The following is a 15870-nucleotide window of genomic DNA, read 5'->3' as shown; positions in this document are numbered from 1 at the left end:
CAGCTTTACCGACTCAAGGATATTTTTACAAGCAGAATTAAATTAGTGTGCGAATTTGGCGTAGCAATGCTCGGATTGGATTATTATATCTCCCCCGTGGGCGTCCAGTCGAATTCGTAAGTGCAGCAAGAATCGAAGCCTTGGGGTTGTCGGGATCGATTGTGACATTACTAATCTCGGTTGCTAAGGTTCCTAGGGCAGTTTCTTCACTTTTAAATGGCAATGGATCTGATCCATAAACTATTTTACACCCACACTTACGCGCATAACTTAACAGCGGGGTGGAAAAAATATTGCCGCACGGTCGGATTGGAATATCTCCTACTAAGAAATCCTTTGGTTGTGGACCGGCTAAGAGTGCTTTAACCACTTGGCCTCGTTGACCTAACCATTTCCCAGGTGACCAGGGAATGACAGCTAATGCCCCGGCAGCAGAGATCGACTGAATTGTAGCTTGAGCGCTTAAGCCATCTTGCGGTCGAGAAATTGTTCCAAGCGCAAGAATTTCAAGTTTCTCGCTGGTGATGAGTTGGTGTCCAGCCAAGAGATAGATCGAAGCTGCTTGTTCTGAAACTTTTAATACTTCCGGGCTCTTGGTTGGAGTGCAGGTAAGTTGCTCCGGGTTTTTTGCCTGAGAGTTTTTTGTCTGAGATAGGGTTGAAAATAGACATTCTTCGTAACGTTCAGTAAGACACAAGACCGGCACGCAATCAGCCTCTAAGCGCATGTTTTTTAGTGCAGCCGCGATTGCTGCTTTCGTGTCAAAGCTGGGATGAATATGAGTGTGTGTGTCAATAATCAGCATCATCGTTCGATTTTGAGGAATCCATCCTTAAAGCAAGAAATTGGCTCGACCGTGCTCGGCATGCTGATTCTCGGAGTGCTTGTTACGTATTTGCTTTACTCTGTGTTACGTGACAGCGATCATTTGCATCTTATACTGCAGACAAAAAATGAGCAATCTCAGAATATTCTTAAGTTAGTCGACTACTTCTCCAAACTTGATACTAAAGTTAATAGTTTAGCTCGCAATCTTTCGCAAGCAAGTCTAACCGACAATACTCAACTACAGGCAACTAAAGATTTAGATAGTTCGCTCGAAGAACTAATCTGGATCGAGCATACCACTGGGTCAAGTGGCTATGATGATTTTAAAATTGCCAATGTGCTGAGCATTAATCAAGACCAGACCTTTCACGCTGGTACGGCACTCAAAGATCAAGGAGTGCTCGTAAAATTAATTGAGCAGACTTTGACAAGGAAATTTAGCTCAGCAAGTGCCTATCTTGAACTGCAAGGAAAAATTTTACTGCTGCTTAGTTATCCCGTTTGTGAGCAAAACTGCGAAAACTCGCTACGGGGAATGATCGTTGCCGCAATCAATCTTGCTAAACTTTGCGACCAAATCGACCCCGTGCGTCCAGGCACAATTACTTGGGAGTTGTATGACCGCGACCAGTTTTCTCCCGCTCGGCCGATCTGTAGTTATCAGGACAGGCTAGGACAAGGGACGACTCTCCCCGTAGAAATTAACTTTTCACATCCTCCGCTAGCATGGACGATTGCCTCAAAAACCAGTAATTCCAAGCAGAGTTTTTTTCCTTTTGTGCTGCTCTCCTTAGGTCTACTGGTTTCGACAATGCTTGCTATGCTACTGAATAAAATACAGAAGCAACGGGCAGCAATCTTGGGGTTACGGGCACGTTTGGTCGAGCAAGCTGACCATTTGGAGTTACATTCTGAACATGCAAAGAAGATCAGAAATATCCGTGATTTATTAAATGAACTCCCATTTTTCTTTTGCGCATTTGATGCCCAAGATCGCATTGTTGAGTGGAATAAAAGCTTAGCTGACTTTACTGGAGTGACCAAGGAGCAAATAATTGCCCATCCTGAAAGTCATAATTACTTAGGTCTAGTCAGTTCGTCTGGTGAAATGCGACGCGTCATGGCGCTACCTAATCGTAACGGAGAAAAGCGGGATGTGATGTGGTCAAAAATCGAAGGACAACTAGGCGTTTCTGCTTGGAATTGGTGTGTAGTGGGGATTGATGTGACCGAAGTAATTCGTAAACGGACGATGAGGATCGAGGCCGAATATTTAAAAAGTAGTTTAATTGACCACACGGCTGTAGGGGTTTGGCATGTCGCCCCAAATGGTGAAACCCTTTATGCTAATCCTGCCTTAATTGCTTTGCTCGGGTTAAATTCGAGTTCTGAGTTAAGTGGGAAATCCTATCATTCCTTTTTTAGTCCAGAAAGCCGCAAAAAACTTGCCGAAGAATTTCTCAAACGCCCACTTGGCGTCTCCTCAACATATCAAGCTGAATTACTAACTCAGCATGGGGACAAGAAAAAAGTGTTAGTGACAGGTACCCCGGTGCTTAATTCTAAAGGGGAACTAGAAAGTACTGTTGGAATTATCACTGATCTATCTGATGCAGTAAAGTAAGTTAAACTCTTGCTAAAAAAAATCGCGCTGGCGACTATTCAGCGCGACTCAAGTATTCGCCAGTTGTCGTATCTACAATAATTTTCTCACCGATTTTAACGAAAGCCGGCACGTTTAGGGTCAAACCAGTGTCTGTAGTTGCTGGTTTTGGCGAATTGCTCGCTGTAGCACCTTTTAGTTCTGGTTGAGTATCAACTACAGTAAGGATCACAGTTTTAGGGAAACTCACTCCAATCGGACGGTCATCGAAAGTCATAATATCGACACTCATGCCATCTTGAAGATAATACCTGCCTTCGCCAACTAATTCTGCAGAAAGTGTAACTTGCTCGTAAGTCTCAGAGTTCATGAAATGCGAGCCCAGGTCATCAGTATAAAGATATGTACCCTTTAAATTAAAAACATCTGCCGTCTCAAGATCTTCAGTTGAGCTAAAGCGCGTGTCGCATTGAATGCCGCTAAGTACGTTGCGCAGCGTTGCCTGAACGAAAGCACGCAAATTTCCAGGAGTACGATGTTGAAAATCGAGCACACGATGAGGTGCCTTATTGTACATGATTACTGTGCCTTTGCGAATATCTTTTGCTTTCATGATTGATCCTCTATAGCTAGCGGCGAAGTATATAGATTAGGTCTATCTCCATGTCAAAAGCTGCGTAAATTTTAACACTTAAGGGAAATGATTTATGTATCAAACAATTAAGGAATTCATCACTGATTACAGATCGGAAAGCACTAAAACTCTTGCCACTCTTCAAGAGATTAAAGATAGTTTTAACTTTTCGCCAACTGAAAATTCCTGGACATTGGGAGGCTTAGGGAATCATCTGGTGATGGCGCTTCCTACGATTCTGAGCCAAGTTAACTTTACGCTTAAAAAACTTCCTGCTGCCGAACAAATCACGGACTTACTGGAAAATTATCAAGTAGTTGTTGAAAATTTTTTTGCAGAACTTCAAAGTAGTTGGACTGATGCAATGCTTACCGAGAGTGTGAACTTTTATGGGATGCAGGTTAAGCGCAGTGAAATTTTGACTATTATTTTAAAGCACGAAATCCATCATCGCGGGCAACTTGCCTTGTTGTTGCGCATCGCCGGGAAAAAAGTTCCTGCAATTTACGGACCATCAGCTGATTCGAAATAAGTAGAATTCAGTCAGCGGTAAAGTTTATGTTGAGCGATCGTTGCAATAATTGCTGGGTGCGGAGCTTCGGCACCTTGGCGCACTTTGGATGAAGATTCTTCAGTGCGCTGAATCACATAGATTGGTATGTTCAGCGCGCTCCAATCTTTCCAGTTTTTAACATCAGCTGCACAGTCCGATCCGACTGCCCAATGAACTTCGGTAATTGATTTAGCTTGTAAATGCAGAACAAAGTCTTTGGCATACACATAGCCATAGTCAGAAAGACAAATCCCGGGGTCAGAATATGATTGTCCAAGCTTAATTTTTTCGTAATTGAGCGTCTCTCTAATCATATGTAAGCGCAATCTAAAACCCGTCGCCGGCCTACTTTTCCAAGGGTTTTGTGAAGTCAGAGCAATAATAACCGTGGTAAATGACTCGCTTAATGTCCGTATTGCACGGACATGTCCTTGTGTAATAGGGTCAAAAGTTCCACCGAAGACAACTGTGCTCATAGCATGAAGACATTAACTTATATCAAAAATTTAGTGAAAGACAAGCACGTTGCTTCGATCACTCCTAGTTCTAAGTTCACCGTTGAGCGAGTGCTTAAGAAAATTGATTTCACTCGCAAGCTTACAATTGCGGAGTACGGACCAGGTACGGGAGTAATCACGCGGCAAATCCTTTCCCAATTGTCCACGGATTCTAAATTGATTGCTTTCGAAACAAATCCGAACTTTTGCGAGATTTTAAAACGTTCCTTAGTAGACTCAAGGTTTGAGATCCACAATCGTAGTGCGGAGGATATTTCCGAAGTAATTGGCAAAGCCAACGCAGATTATATTGTTTCTGGAATCCCATTTTCGATGCTTCCGCCTGAAGTAAAGGATCGAATTTTACGTAACACCGCTGAGACCTTGACGGCCACAGGCACATTCTTGACGTATCAAGTTTTCCCGCCGCCGGCTTCTTTAGATAAATTTCTACGCGCTTGCCTCAAGCCAGATCTGCAATTGGTTGATGTGGAATACGAATTTCGTAACATCCCGCCGATGCGCATCTACGAAATTCGCAAAGCCTAGTAGCTCACTTTTCATAAGTTTTAAAGCTTAACGAAAGATTTTTAAATCCAACGACGCTTCTTGAAGTACACAAGCATTGCCGCACTGATCCCGATCATTAAGAACAGGGCGAGAAAGTAACCGTAATACCAACGTAATTCTGGCATGTTGTAGGGTGAGGCCTCGGGGTCGAAATTCATGCCATAGATTCCAGCGATAAAAGTAAGCGGCATGAAAATGACAGAAATCACAGTCAGGACTTTCATCACCTCGTTCATTTGCTTACTTGCAAAAGATAAATGCAAGTTCATTAGATCGGTTGAGAGTTCCCGATAAAGTTCCACGTGATCCATAATGCGGACAATGTGATCGTAGCAGTCGCGCAAGTGCAAGCGCACATTCTCTGTCATGAATGTTCCGCTGTCACGGATATAGGTATTCAGCGCCTCGCGGTGTGGCCAGACAATGCGTCGTAGTGCTAGTAGGTCACGCTTGATATCATGCAATTTGGCAATTGACTCACGCTGGTTTGCTTCAGAAATGATCGTCTCTTCGTAGTTATCTAAAGTTTCCCCAATTGACTCTAAAACGGGAAAGTAGTGATCGATAACAGTATCGAGAATAACGTAGGAGAGATAATCGGCACCTAGATCTATAGTTAGCGCTGACTCTAATTGCAGCCTAGAGCGAATGCCCCTCAAACAATCATCGCCACCATGTTCCTGAAAGGAAACGACAAAATTTTTCCCGACAAAAATACTTAGCTGCTCCGTTTCGAAATGATCATTATAAGTTGGCCAATGACAAACAATAAAAAAGTGATCAAGGAAATGATCAACCTTTGCGCGCTGATTTGTATGTAAAACATCTTCGAGGGCGAGATCGTGTAAATTTAGCGTACGACCTAAGTTACGCACGAACTCTGGGTCGCCTAGGCCGTCGACATTAATCCAAAGAAACCTATGCTCAGCAAGAATCTTAGGGATCTCAGATAGTTCGCGCACGCGACACTCTTTAATCGTGCCAGATTTTTCTACCACTAGATAGTTAACTGAGCTGAAGATTGATTCGGGATTGGCGATCAGCGTTCCTGCAGGAATTCCAGGTTGCTTAAATAACTTCTTACGTTTACGCTTTTTAGGGGTCGCCGTTGTAGAAAAAGGTTCGCTCATTGAGAATCTTACTCGCGTACTAATAACTTTTGCTTATATATTGCACATAAATGGCAGCGCTTAGAAAGATAAATTTAAGGTTAAATCTCAAACTACAAGCACTAATCTGCACAGTGCTTGTGAGTGTTAATTACGCCCATGCCAAAGATAAAGCGATCTGTGTTTATCAGGGGCAAGATGGGCAACTTGTTATGACTCCAGGCATTAATCAAGTTCCTGTGAAATATCGCAAACAGGCCCGCTGTGGAGAGGCGATTCGGAACCAAGAGCTGGTTGACCCGAGTCAAGTTAATTTATCGGGAACAGTCCGTAATGAAAGCTTTTCAACTTCACTGGGCAGAGTAAATTTACGCTGGCAACGTGATAGTGAGGCAACATTTGGGCGCACACCGAACCGAGCTGTGATCGCAGCAATGCGTTCGGTCTCACGAGCTTTACAAACTCCCGGTTTTCCTGATTCGCTGCGTAACTTTTCGCAAGAATGGAATATCGTCTTTATGGGGGAAAAAGTTCCGCTGGAGCAAATTCCAATTTCACTTGTGACAAATTGCCATCCCGGTTGGATGGTCCCGCCGAATAAAGTGTATGTTGTTGCTGAGCGCGTCTCTGCAGGTTGCGGCAATGAAAGTAACTCCAGTAAGCGCTTGAGCGAGCAGGAAAGCGATGCTTTGCTGGAGCGAATTTTAATTCATGAAGTTGGGCATGCTCTCGAATATCAATTACTCGGACATCAGAGCCCGCATTCACTACAAGCCGAAGGTTTTGCCTCCTGGTTTGAGCAATATGCCAGCCGGGAGTCAGCGGCAGTGAGTAGTAGGGAAGTAGAGGGGTTCTACAAGCAAATGGCGGCCGAATCTTTTAAAGCCAGCCCTGACCATTTTAATTTTTCAGGTAGCCCCTATGATTATGGTCGGGCGAGCATGTACTTCAAAGTCATTGAAAAACGCTACGGGGTTGGCGGTCTAATGGACCTCTATAAAATGATGCGCACTGAGGCCGGAGATGTTTTCATCAGCGCAAACAAGCGTTGGAGTTTGAACCCCGCACAATTGAATTTAGCAGCAAAAGAATTAGTTAAGTAGAGTGGAGGAGTAATGGCCGGTCAATATTGGTTGGCAAAGACGGAGCCAGCTGTTTTTTCGATTGATGATTTGCAAGCTAAGAAAAAAACACTTTGGGATTGCGTTCGAAACTACCAAGCCCGCAATTACCTCAAAGCAATGCAGCTCGGTGACCAGGTTTTTATTTACCATTCGAATGCAGAGCCTTCGGGCATTGCAGGACTAGCTCGAGTGTCAAAGTCAGCAATTCCTGACCCCACGCAGTTTGAGCTGGAAGGAGAATATTTTGATGCTAAAGCAACACGTGAAAATCCACGTTGGTTTGCTCCAGAGTTTTCTTTTCAGGCAAAATTTCCCAATTTTATTGGACTTCCAGAGTTGCGTAAGCAAGCGGGCTTAAAAGAAATGCTCCTACTCCAGCGTGGGAGTCGTTTGAGTGTTCAACCGGTTACAGTTAAGCAGGCTGGAATCATTAGTAAACTTGCTGGTTGATAAGCACATAGGTCATGCAAAACGAAACAGAGAAAAGTTTAAACGTTTGGTGCCAGCAGTTAATTATTGCTCTTTGTGCCGTAGTGCCCTTTCTTCCTGCTCTTTTTTATGGCTATGTTTATGACGATGCCCAGCATATCCTTAAAAATCAGTTAATCGGCAGGAATTTTGATTTACTCTCGACCTTGCTCTCTCCAACCTGGCCAGGAAATTTATATCGACCAGTCTTAACACTTTCATTTCAGCTGAATTATCTACTTTCGGGCTTTAGTCCCGGCACATATCACTTGCTTAATATTTTGCTGCATATGTTTGTATCCCTACTTGTCTATGAGCTGATGACTCTACTGCAACAGCGTTTGACTGCATTGATTGTGGCAGTTTTGTTTGCCTTGCATCCAGCGCATTTAGAGGTGATTGCAAATGTTGCATTTCGTGCTGAATCACTGGCTACGCTAGGCGTGCTAGCTACACTAACAGTTGCGCTTTCTGCTTCGCTTGCGGTGACAAGCCCGAGTGCCCAGAAAACTCAACTGCCTACTATGCGCTCGGCGCTATTAGCAATTTTCTCAGCCAGCCTTGCCTTCTTTTCTAAAGAAAATGCCTGTGTGTTGCTCTTATTAATGCCGCTCTGTCTGTGGTGGCGCTATCAAAAAACTAGTCATTTTCTCAAGCTTACAGCTTTCTGGTTGTGTTTGATTTTAATTCCCTTTGGCCTCTATCTGACACTGCGTATCGAAACGCTATCCGGAGTGATTCAACTTGATCATACAATTAGTTATGTTGAGAACTTTCTATTGTTTTCAGCTGGGTTGGAGCGGGTGCTCTATGCCTGCTTGCTACTTGGCAAGTATTTTGCGTTATTTCTTTTCCCCTTTCCGCCGCGAGCCGACTATTCGTTTGCAGCATTAGTGCCGTTTACGCAAATGCCCGTTGCAGAAATTTTAATCTGCGCTGGATTATTTCTCGTAATTTTTCTGAGTGCTGTGATTGGGATGTTGCGTGCGCGTAGTTATGGTTTTTTTGCCGCATGGTTTTTGCTTAGTTTTATTTTAACCTGTAATCTGCTCTTTCCGATCGGGGTAATTTATGCGGAGCGCCTGATCTATTTGCCGAGTGTTGGTTTGGCGGGATTGGCAGGAATAATCATCACCAATTTCCCTCGTAAGTTAACGATCCATCTACTGACAAGCCTGATTAGCATGCTTTACTTTGTTGTGATTGCTCGAACCTTGCCGAGCTGGACCAGTGATCAGCATTTCTGGGAAAGGCAGCTTGAACTTACGCCGGAGAGCAGTAAAGTGCAGGCCAATTTGGGGAGTGTCTACTTTAAGGCAGCTCAGTATGAACGTGCGGTGATCCGCTTTGAAAAAGCTCTAGAGATTTATCCGGGCAACGCTCAAGTAGTATTGTTACTTGCTCGCAGTTATCAATTATCTGGGCGTTACGGCGATGCGCAAAATATATATGCACGACTTACTGCCAAAAATCCCAACTCTGCACTTGCGGTGGATGGCCTTGGCTGGGCAAAATTAGGGCTTAAACAGTATCAGGCAGCAGATGTATTTTTTCACCAAGCTCTTCAACTCGATCCGCAAATGCTCGCCTCGCAAATTGGATTGTTTGCAAGCGCTGTCGAGGCTAAAGACTACCGTCGAGCTCAAAGCGAAGAACAAAAACTATCAGCAGCGGCACGTTTAGACCTGCGTTATCGCGAGGCTAAGAAAAAATTTGATTTGCTCAGGACTACTTCCCGATTACAACCGTAGTGGTGTCGACTTGTGTTCCGGGTTGGGCAACCGGCACAGACTTATCCTGAGCTTTTCTTAGCCTGTGACGTAAGAGCGCAGATTCTTGTCGTGCTGCGTTTGCTTCAATCGCAGCAGCTTCTGCGGCTTTGGTCGCTTCGTCAGCAGATTTTGTAGCATCATCAGCGGCAGATTTAGCTTTTTCCGCAGCTTCGGTTGCAGATTTTACCTTATTTACAAGCTCGCGGTGCTCTAGCTCTTTCTTTGCTTTTTCAAATGACTCAGCCTCGCTTTTTCTAAAAAGGTCATAGGCAGCATTGCAATCACTGTAAGATGAGTTTGGCTGGTCGCATACATCTTCAACGATCGAAGTATTTACATGCGTAACTCCTGCATCGTTTAGGTAAGTGATATCCTCACGAAGCTTTCGCAAAACTTGTTGTTTCCTGCGAAAATCTGGATTAGCGGCGCGTGGATCAAGGGGCTGCTCTTTAAGGGTTTTGCTCGGGGCTGCAGTATTTGCGCCTTCATCGCAGGGCTTGTTGGTCCACATGCCATTACACTCATGTAAATCAGCGAAAGCAAGATTTGGTGTTAAACATATCGCAAGCAGAAGATATCTGTTCATAGCTAGCCCCTTGGTTATTTATCCGCGAAAAGTTGGTAGTGGAGGTGTCGGCACAAACAGATGCGACAGATACATGAAAATAATTGCAATTACCACGATGCAGACAACTGCAAGTGCTGCGTAGGTCATACGATTTTGTTCAGGCACGCCTGTCATTGGGGTAATGCCTTGGTAGAAAGTGTAAATCGAGTAAAGTCCAAAGAGTAGAGCAAGTACTCCCAGTGAAGGGATAATACCCAGTGCGCCACCAAGCAACGCTGCTGTTCCTGAATAGGCAACAAGGCGAAACGAATTTTGAATATTTTCTGTTCCACCATGTTTTGGGCTTAGTTTGCTTAAGACTAATGCGCTCACAAAGAGCATCACCAAAGCGGCAGCATAACGAATAATTGCGCCAACAAATCCTGAAACAAAAGGCATTTTCCACGTGCCGATAAAAGGAATTGTAATTCCAACAAATGTCATACCCAGGAACGAACAAACTGGTCCGATAATTGCCAACCAGATAATATAGCGTTTATAGACCGAATCGATAGTTTCGGTTTCGGAGCTAGCAGTTGTCCAAAATTCTTTAGGGTTTAGTAGGACCTGACGCGCACGAGAAATAATATAAGCAGTGTCGGGCTTGAAAGCTTCATTCATAGCTAATCTCCTTAAACGTTTACGCCAGATAATATCTAGTATGTTTGTTGCTTGAAACCAACAGAAAAGAAAATGAAACTCTAGGCGATTACTGCTTGTTTCTTATGTAGATGCCGGGAACGGTCACGACATGTTTTTGAGCAAAAAGACCAATCTTTGCCGTCACATAGTTCGCAGATGTGTGTAGTTTTGCCACAGACACTACAAGGATAAGGCCTTTCTGCGGGGTCTCCGCAGCAGGCACAAAGCTTGTAGCGTTCGGAAGGGTTTAAATTTTGATCGACTGCGATGCGACGGTCAAAGACAAAACACTCGCCATCGAAGGAGCGGTTAGGGAACTCTTTCAAGTAGGAAAGAATTCCGCCGTGGAGTTGGTAGACATTATTGAATCCATGGCGGGTCATAATTTGTGTGGCTTTTTCACAGCGAATTCCGCCTGTGCAGTAAATTAGAATCTTCTCATCTTTGGGAACTTCAAACTTCTCAAGATACTTATCAAATTCAGTAAACATCGTGATGTCCGGATCAATTGCCGTTGCAAACTTACCGATTTTAGTTTCGTACCAATTGCGAGTGTCTAGCACGACGGGATTTTCTCGATCTAAAACTTCTTGCCATTCACTTGGGGAGAGATATTTGCTTTGATCTTGTTTTTCGAACTCAAAAGGCAGACGCGCAGTTACAATCTCAGAGGTAAAGTTTACACGGAGCCGCACGAAGGCTGGCTTTGCAGTTGGAGCAAACTTCGGCTCTACTGTGTCGACATTTAGTTCGAGACGGATAGCCTCAATAAAGTTTCGGAGCTTTTCGCTTTCGCCGCAAAGTGAGCCGTTAACACCCTCAGATCCAATTAAAATGCTACCTTGTAGTCCTAAATCAGTGGCATGTGTAAACGCCCAGCGATGAAGCGCTTTATATTTGTCTTCTGAGAGGGGTGTAAACTTGTAAAAATTAACGACTTCTAGCATGTATGAATACATATGAAAAAAGATACAATTTTTCAAGATCAGCACTCTCCAGCCCAGTTTTCTTTTGATGCTAAGGTTGCTAGCGCTTTTGATGATATGGCAGCGCGCTCCATCCCAGGCTACTTTGAAACTGAGAATATCGCTGCAGCTCTGGCCCTCAAGCATGTACCAGCTAACGGGCGCATCTATGACTTAGGCTGCTCAACGGGAACTACAATTGCAAGAATTCTTGACGGTGCAAATCCATCTGCATGCTTCCAAATTGTCGGTCTTGACGCTAGCCGCCCGATGATTGAAGTTGCTCAGCAGAAATTGAGTTTAATCCCCACTCCTAAAAATGTTGAAATTGTTTTAGCAGCAGGTGACTTGGCTGAATTTGCGTTTCAAGCCTGTGATGTCGCCGTGATGAATTATACACTCCAGTTTGTCGATCCGGCATTGCGGCTCGACATTCTCAAAAAGTTAAGAGCAAGCCTGTCTAGATCAGGCATTTTTGTTTTTTCAGAAAAAGAAGCCTTTGATAGTCCAGAGCAACAAGAATTTTTTGATGATTTGTACTATGGATTTAAGCTCCGAAACGGTTATACGCAGGGGGAAATTGACCGTAAACGACAAGCCTTAGCAGGAGTGCTCCGTCCGCTGACTGCACAAGCTAATCAAGACTTGCTTAAATCAGCTGGCTTTTCGCGAATTGAGCGTGTGCAGCAAAATTACCAATTTGTTACATATTTAGCCTTTCCTGAGTGAGAGCGTTTCGCCTTTTGCCGGCTAGATAGAATCGCGAATTGCACTAAATACGCACAAGTTTGCGCTTATACTAATAAATAGGTAAATTCCGGCATCATTTTTTAGTATTGAGGTGAGTATTTTTATGAAGTCTCGTAAGATTTTGACCGTATTTATTATTACTTGTCTTTTTGCTGGTCAGGCACTGGCTGAGACTAAATTTGCATATGTTGACCTACAACGTGCGATGAGCGCTTCAGCGCAAGGCACAAAGGCTCAGAAAGAGTATGAAGAGCAAGTCAAGCGTGAGCAGGCAAAAATTGATGCAAAGAAGCAATCCTTTGAAGCCATGCAGTCTGAGCTTGAAAAGCAACGCGCAAGTTTAAGTGATAAAGCACGTGCAGAAAAGCAAGATAAACTGATTGCCTTAGAAAAAGACATTAAGCGCGATTTTACTGATTCTCAAGACATGTTGCGCCGAAAAAATTCTCAGCTTGTTGGTGAAATGCTCAAGAAAGTCAAAGTCATAGTTGAGCAAGTTGGAAAAGATAAAGGCTATACAATGGTTTTTGAAAAGAGCGCTTCGTCGCTAATCTACGCTGACACGACGCTTGATATTACTGATGATGTGATCAAGGTGTTAGATTCAGGTAAATAACTCAAGTCAATTATTTTTTTGTTAGTTATGAAACTTCCACTACGTACGGTCGATATTGAGAAGCTCGTTCCGCATCGCTACCCATTTTTGCTAGTCGATGCTGTGACTGAGTTTGTCGATAATGAAAGAATTATTGGTTATAAAAATTGCTCCGCAAACGAAGCTTTTTTTCAAGGGCATTTCCCCGGGTTTCCAATTATGCCTGGCGTTTTAATACTTGAAGCTTTAGCTCAGTTAGGGGCAATTTATACACGGTTAACGGCGAACTCTTTACCACCGGAAAAGATTATTGTTTTTTCTGGCTGTGAGAATGTGCGCTTCAAGAAGCCAGTTTTTCCAGGTGATAAACTTGTACTTGATTTGAGTGAGTGTCGACGCAAGTTTGGTCATTGGAAAATGACAGCAAAAGCTACAGTTAACGGCGAAGTGGCTGTTGAGGCAACAATTATGGCTGCAGAAGTAGTGCCAACGGAAATCAAGCCCTAACGAGAAGTTTTAGTGACCACGATTCACCCCACAGCCATTGTTGATAAAAATGCAGAGCTCGATTCTGGCGTGGTTGTCGGCCCCTATTCGATCATCGGGCCAAATGTAAAGATCGGGAAAAATACTAACGTTCTCTCGCATGTGGTGATTGACGGGCATGTTACGCTTGGCGCAGAGAATGAAATTTTCCCGTTTGCGTCTGTGGGAGGAAAGCCACAAGATCTAAAATATAAAGGTGAACCAACAACGCTTGTGATTGGTGCACGAAATAGTATCCGTCAAAGTGTCGTGCTGCATCCCGGGACAGTTACCGGCACCTCAACTACGACTATCGGCGACGATAATCTTTTTATGGTTGGCGCTCACGTTGCTCACGATTGTCGCGTGGGAAATGGTAATGTTTTTGCAAACCAAGCAACTCTGGCTGGGCATGTTACAATTGGCAATCGCGTGATCCTCGGCGGACTTGTTGCGATTCATCAGTTTGCCCGCATTGGAGATTTTGCTTTACTCGGTGGTGGGGCGATGGCAGCGCAAGACATTCCGCCCTATTGTATCGCGCAAGGAGATCGCGCCAAGCTACGTGGGGTCAATGTAATTGGCTTACGGCGCTCGGGGCAGAGTGACGATGCGATTAAAGCAATGCGCAGAGCTTATCATGCAATTGTGCTCGGTACTGGACCAATTAAAGAGCGCATTGCCAGTGTACTGCAAGCTGATACTGAGCATGCAATCGTTAAGCATTTCATTGAATTTTATCAAACTTCAACTCGAGGAGTTGCGCGTGGTGGACTAAGTGACGACAGCGCAGACTAACTAAGGCGTTTCTGATGTGGCCATTCACTAAAGTTCCCAAACAAGCTAGCCTACAACAAAAAGGTGCTAGTTTCGATCTAGAAAATTGCTCCATTCCTCAGGGTTCAACAATTGGACTAATCGCCGGGAGCGGGCTCTTCCCTTTTGAATTTATCAAGGCCGCTAAGCACTCTGGATTTAATGTCGTCGGCGTATTTCACGAAGATGAAACTTCAAAAAACCTCGAGCAAGAGCTTAGCGCATATACGTGGATCAAGCTAGGTCAGGTTGGTTCGCTGATTGATACCTTCAAACGTCATGGCGTGAAGCATGCGGCAATGGTCGGGGGCATTAACCGTGTAAAGCTTTTTGGAGGCGTGCGTTTAGATGCTCGCGGAGCACTGTTGATGGCGAAAATTCGAAGCACTAAGGATGACAGGGTCATGCGCGGGTTAGCCGACGAACTCTTAAGTGAAGGAATTGAGGTCGTGCCTTCAATGGTTTTCATGCAAGATTCGCTGGTGATGCGAGGGGCCCTGACGGCGCGTAAATTTGCAAGTTTTGAACTTGAGGATGTTGAAATTGGACAAGCTGCCTTGGCGGCAATGAGCGCGCAAGATATTGGACAGCTTGTAGTAGTGAAAGACGGCGTGATTACGGCAGTTGAAGCGGTTGAAGGGTCAGATCAGGCAATTTTACGTGGCGGGAAGCTAGCAGGTGAAGGTGCAATCGTTGTGAAATTTTCAAAACCTACTCAAGATTTGCGCTTTGATGTCCCAACAATTGGCCTACGTACAATTGAAACAATGATACAAGCTAAATGTCGCGGACTTGCCGTCGAAGCCGGAAAATGTTTGGTGCTGGAGCGCGAACAGATGGTGGCCTTAGCGAATCAGCATCAAATTGCAATCGTTGGAATTTGATTTTTGTCATTAATGAAATGGACCTTTTTAGCGCTATTCTTATAGCGCCCTGGGTGGGGAGACGTTTTCAGAAATGGCTCGTCCTCTGCATCGAATAGTGGGTAATTTTAAAACATATTGCTTCGGACTGTGCTTTACTTTCTTCAAACTTCTCCCCCACCCAGGGCCTCAGCCAGCCAAGGCATTAATTCCAACTAGTTGTTTTTCTATAATTATTTGGGATTAAAGTATCTTCAACTGGAGCGTAAAGTAAAGAAAAAGAAAAGGTCCATTTCATTAATGACAGTGGCGTTTCTAAGCGAGTCGCACTGTGCAATTCTCGCGCTGCCCGCAGCGTAGGCACTGCTTAGAATTCACGCCAATAGGCTCAAGCGGAGAATTTGACTGATGCCTTAGTTCGCGGATTTGCTCAGCGCTTGCTAAGACTAGTTCTCTAAGTTCTGCTGTGTTCTTAACGCAGACACGCTTGCCATTGCCGAGTACAATGTATCCGTAAGGTGGTCTGATGCCGAAATGATCCTCGATTAGGATAAAATAAACTCCCATCTGGGCGCGAAAGGAGTCTTGAAAACGGAAAGCCGTTTTCTTCTCTTCAGGGATATATTTACCACGATATTCAACAATTCTGTCAGGTTTGCCGATTAATCCATAGTGTTTAGACTTAAGCGTCAGATCATCGTGACTAATTGTCTTGCCAAAACCGAAGCCAGATTTGCGACGCTGGATCAGTGCGATGACAATCACGATTAATAAAACTATGACCAGAGTTTGCGGGAGTTTCATCGAAATATGCCTAGGTAATAAAGGATGGCAACGATGAAAATGCTTGCGACTGCTAGTTTGATTAACGCTGCAGTATAAAAATCTGCTCTGGTCCAGTTGCGATGTAGACGTTTGCCGCGTTCTAAAGCTTTGTCATTGCTTGGTT

At 44.2% G+C, this 15870-nt stretch carries 19 protein-coding genes; 11 read left to right on the top strand and 8 right to left on the bottom strand.

The genetic code is table 11. The annotated features are described in order from the left end of the window. Nucleotides 1–37: 37 nt before the first annotated feature. Nucleotides 38–808, bottom strand: a complete 771-nt coding sequence (locus JNK13_09855) for a hypothetical protein (protein ID MBL7663042.1) — start codon at nt 806–808, stop codon at nt 38–40. Between JNK13_09855 and JNK13_09850 the strand changes: the two genes are divergently transcribed. Then, the gene (locus JNK13_09850) at nt 779–2452 is read left to right on the top strand and encodes a PAS domain-containing protein (protein ID MBL7663041.1); all 1674 of its coding nucleotides are present in this window, start codon (nt 779–781) and stop codon (nt 2450–2452) included. The two genes, JNK13_09855 and JNK13_09850, sit on opposite strands and share 30 nt — an antisense overlap. A 34-nt stretch (nt 2453–2486) precedes the next feature. Here JNK13_09850 and efp read toward each other — a convergent pair whose 3' ends face one another. Next, nucleotides 2487–3044 (bottom strand): elongation factor P, encoded by a 558-nt coding sequence (gene efp / locus JNK13_09845; protein MBL7663040.1) that lies wholly within the window; start codon nt 3042–3044, stop codon nt 2487–2489. 94 nt (nt 3045–3138) lie between these two features. Between efp and JNK13_09840 the strand changes: the two genes are divergently transcribed. Further along, complete coding sequence (locus tag JNK13_09840) at nt 3139–3597, top strand: hypothetical protein (GenBank protein ID MBL7663039.1); 459 nt, start codon at nt 3139–3141, stop codon at nt 3595–3597. A gap of 11 nt (nt 3598–3608) precedes the next feature. Here JNK13_09840 and JNK13_09835 read toward each other — a convergent pair whose 3' ends face one another. Continuing rightward, entirely contained in the window at nt 3609–4094 is a 486-nt protein-coding gene (locus tag JNK13_09835) for an adenylyltransferase/cytidyltransferase family protein (GenBank protein MBL7663038.1), read from the bottom strand. A 3-nt stretch (nt 4095–4097) separates the two neighbouring features. On the opposite strand from JNK13_09835, the gene JNK13_09830 reads away from it, so the two are divergent. Beyond that, nucleotides 4098–4664 (top strand): methyltransferase domain-containing protein, encoded by a 567-nt coding sequence (locus JNK13_09830; protein MBL7663037.1) that lies wholly within the window; start codon nt 4098–4100, stop codon nt 4662–4664. Between the two features lie 41 nt (nt 4665–4705). On the opposite strand, the gene corA is transcribed toward JNK13_09830, so the two are convergent. Further along, a complete protein-coding gene (gene corA / locus JNK13_09825; protein MBL7663036.1) occupies nt 4706–5815 on the bottom strand; it encodes a magnesium/cobalt transporter CorA in 1110 nt (369 codons plus the stop codon). A gap of 50 nt (nt 5816–5865) precedes the next feature. On the opposite strand from corA, the gene JNK13_09820 reads away from it, so the two are divergent. From JNK13_09820 to JNK13_09810, 3 genes are read left to right on the top strand one after another with little or no spacing between them, the layout of a single operon-like run. Next, nucleotides 5866–6897 carry a hypothetical protein gene (locus JNK13_09820; protein MBL7663035.1) on the top strand — a complete coding sequence of 344 codons (1032 nt, stop codon included), beginning with the start codon at nt 5866–5868 and terminating at the stop codon, nt 6895–6897. Between the two features lie 12 nt (nt 6898–6909). Further along, the gene (locus JNK13_09815) at nt 6910–7368 is read left to right on the top strand and encodes an EVE domain-containing protein (protein ID MBL7663034.1); all 459 of its coding nucleotides are present in this window, start codon (nt 6910–6912) and stop codon (nt 7366–7368) included. Nucleotides 7369–7382: 14 nt separating this feature from the next. After that, nucleotides 7383–9137, top strand: a complete 1755-nt coding sequence (locus JNK13_09810; GenBank protein ID MBL7663033.1) for a tetratricopeptide repeat protein — start codon at nt 7383–7385, stop codon at nt 9135–9137. Here JNK13_09810 and JNK13_09805 read toward each other — a convergent pair. From JNK13_09805 to JNK13_09795, 3 genes are all read right to left on the bottom strand, one after another. Continuing rightward, nucleotides 9115–9744 (bottom strand): hypothetical protein, encoded by a 630-nt coding sequence (locus JNK13_09805; protein ID MBL7663032.1) that lies wholly within the window; start codon nt 9742–9744, stop codon nt 9115–9117. The two genes, JNK13_09810 and JNK13_09805, sit on opposite strands and share 23 nt — an antisense overlap. An 18-nt stretch (nt 9745–9762) precedes the next feature. Next, complete coding sequence (locus JNK13_09800; GenBank protein MBL7663031.1) at nt 9763–10386, bottom strand: YIP1 family protein; 624 nt, start codon at nt 10384–10386, stop codon at nt 9763–9765. A gap of 80 nt (nt 10387–10466) precedes the next feature. Then, complete coding sequence (locus JNK13_09795) at nt 10467–11366, bottom strand: hypothetical protein (protein MBL7663030.1); 900 nt, start codon at nt 11364–11366, stop codon at nt 10467–10469. On the opposite strand from JNK13_09795, the gene JNK13_09790 reads away from it, so the two are divergent. The 5 genes from JNK13_09790 to lpxI all read left to right on the top strand — a co-directional run bounded on the left by JNK13_09790 (nt 11367) and on the right by lpxI (nt 14942). Continuing rightward, nucleotides 11367–12101: a methyltransferase domain-containing protein gene (locus tag JNK13_09790; protein ID MBL7663029.1), complete on the top strand. Its 735-nt coding sequence runs from the start codon at nt 11367–11369 to the stop codon at nt 12099–12101. 124 nt (nt 12102–12225) lie between these two features. Then, nucleotides 12226–12738: an OmpH family outer membrane protein gene (locus tag JNK13_09785; protein ID MBL7663028.1), complete on the top strand. Its 513-nt coding sequence runs from the start codon at nt 12226–12228 to the stop codon at nt 12736–12738. 27 nt (nt 12739–12765) lie between these two features. Then, a complete protein-coding gene (gene fabZ / locus JNK13_09780) occupies nt 12766–13224 on the top strand; it encodes a 3-hydroxyacyl-ACP dehydratase FabZ (GenBank protein MBL7663027.1) in 459 nt (152 codons plus the stop codon). A gap of 12 nt (nt 13225–13236) precedes the next feature. Continuing rightward, nucleotides 13237–14040, top strand: coding sequence for an acyl-ACP--UDP-N-acetylglucosamine O-acyltransferase (gene lpxA / locus JNK13_09775; GenBank protein ID MBL7663026.1), 804 nt, complete (start codon nt 13237–13239; stop codon nt 14038–14040). A 14-nt stretch (nt 14041–14054) separates the two neighbouring features. Next, on the top strand, nt 14055–14942 hold the full coding sequence (lpxI, locus tag JNK13_09770) for a UDP-2,3-diacylglucosamine diphosphatase LpxI (GenBank protein MBL7663025.1): 888 nt from the start codon (nt 14055–14057) through the stop codon (nt 14940–14942). A 294-nt stretch (nt 14943–15236) separates the two neighbouring features. Here lpxI and JNK13_09765 read toward each other — a convergent pair whose 3' ends face one another. Then, the gene (locus JNK13_09765; protein MBL7663024.1) at nt 15237–15725 is read right to left on the bottom strand and encodes a Dna2/Cas4 domain-containing protein; all 489 of its coding nucleotides are present in this window, start codon (nt 15723–15725) and stop codon (nt 15237–15239) included. Nucleotides 15726–15870: the final 145 nt, after the last annotated feature.

Source organism: bacterium, from assembly GCA_016786595.1.
Classification (GTDB): domain Bacteria; phylum Bdellovibrionota_C; class UBA2361; order SZUA-149; family JAEUWB01; genus JAEUWB01.
Note: the sequence above shows the minus strand (reverse complement) of the source record. Positions and strands in the feature narration are given on the sequence as shown.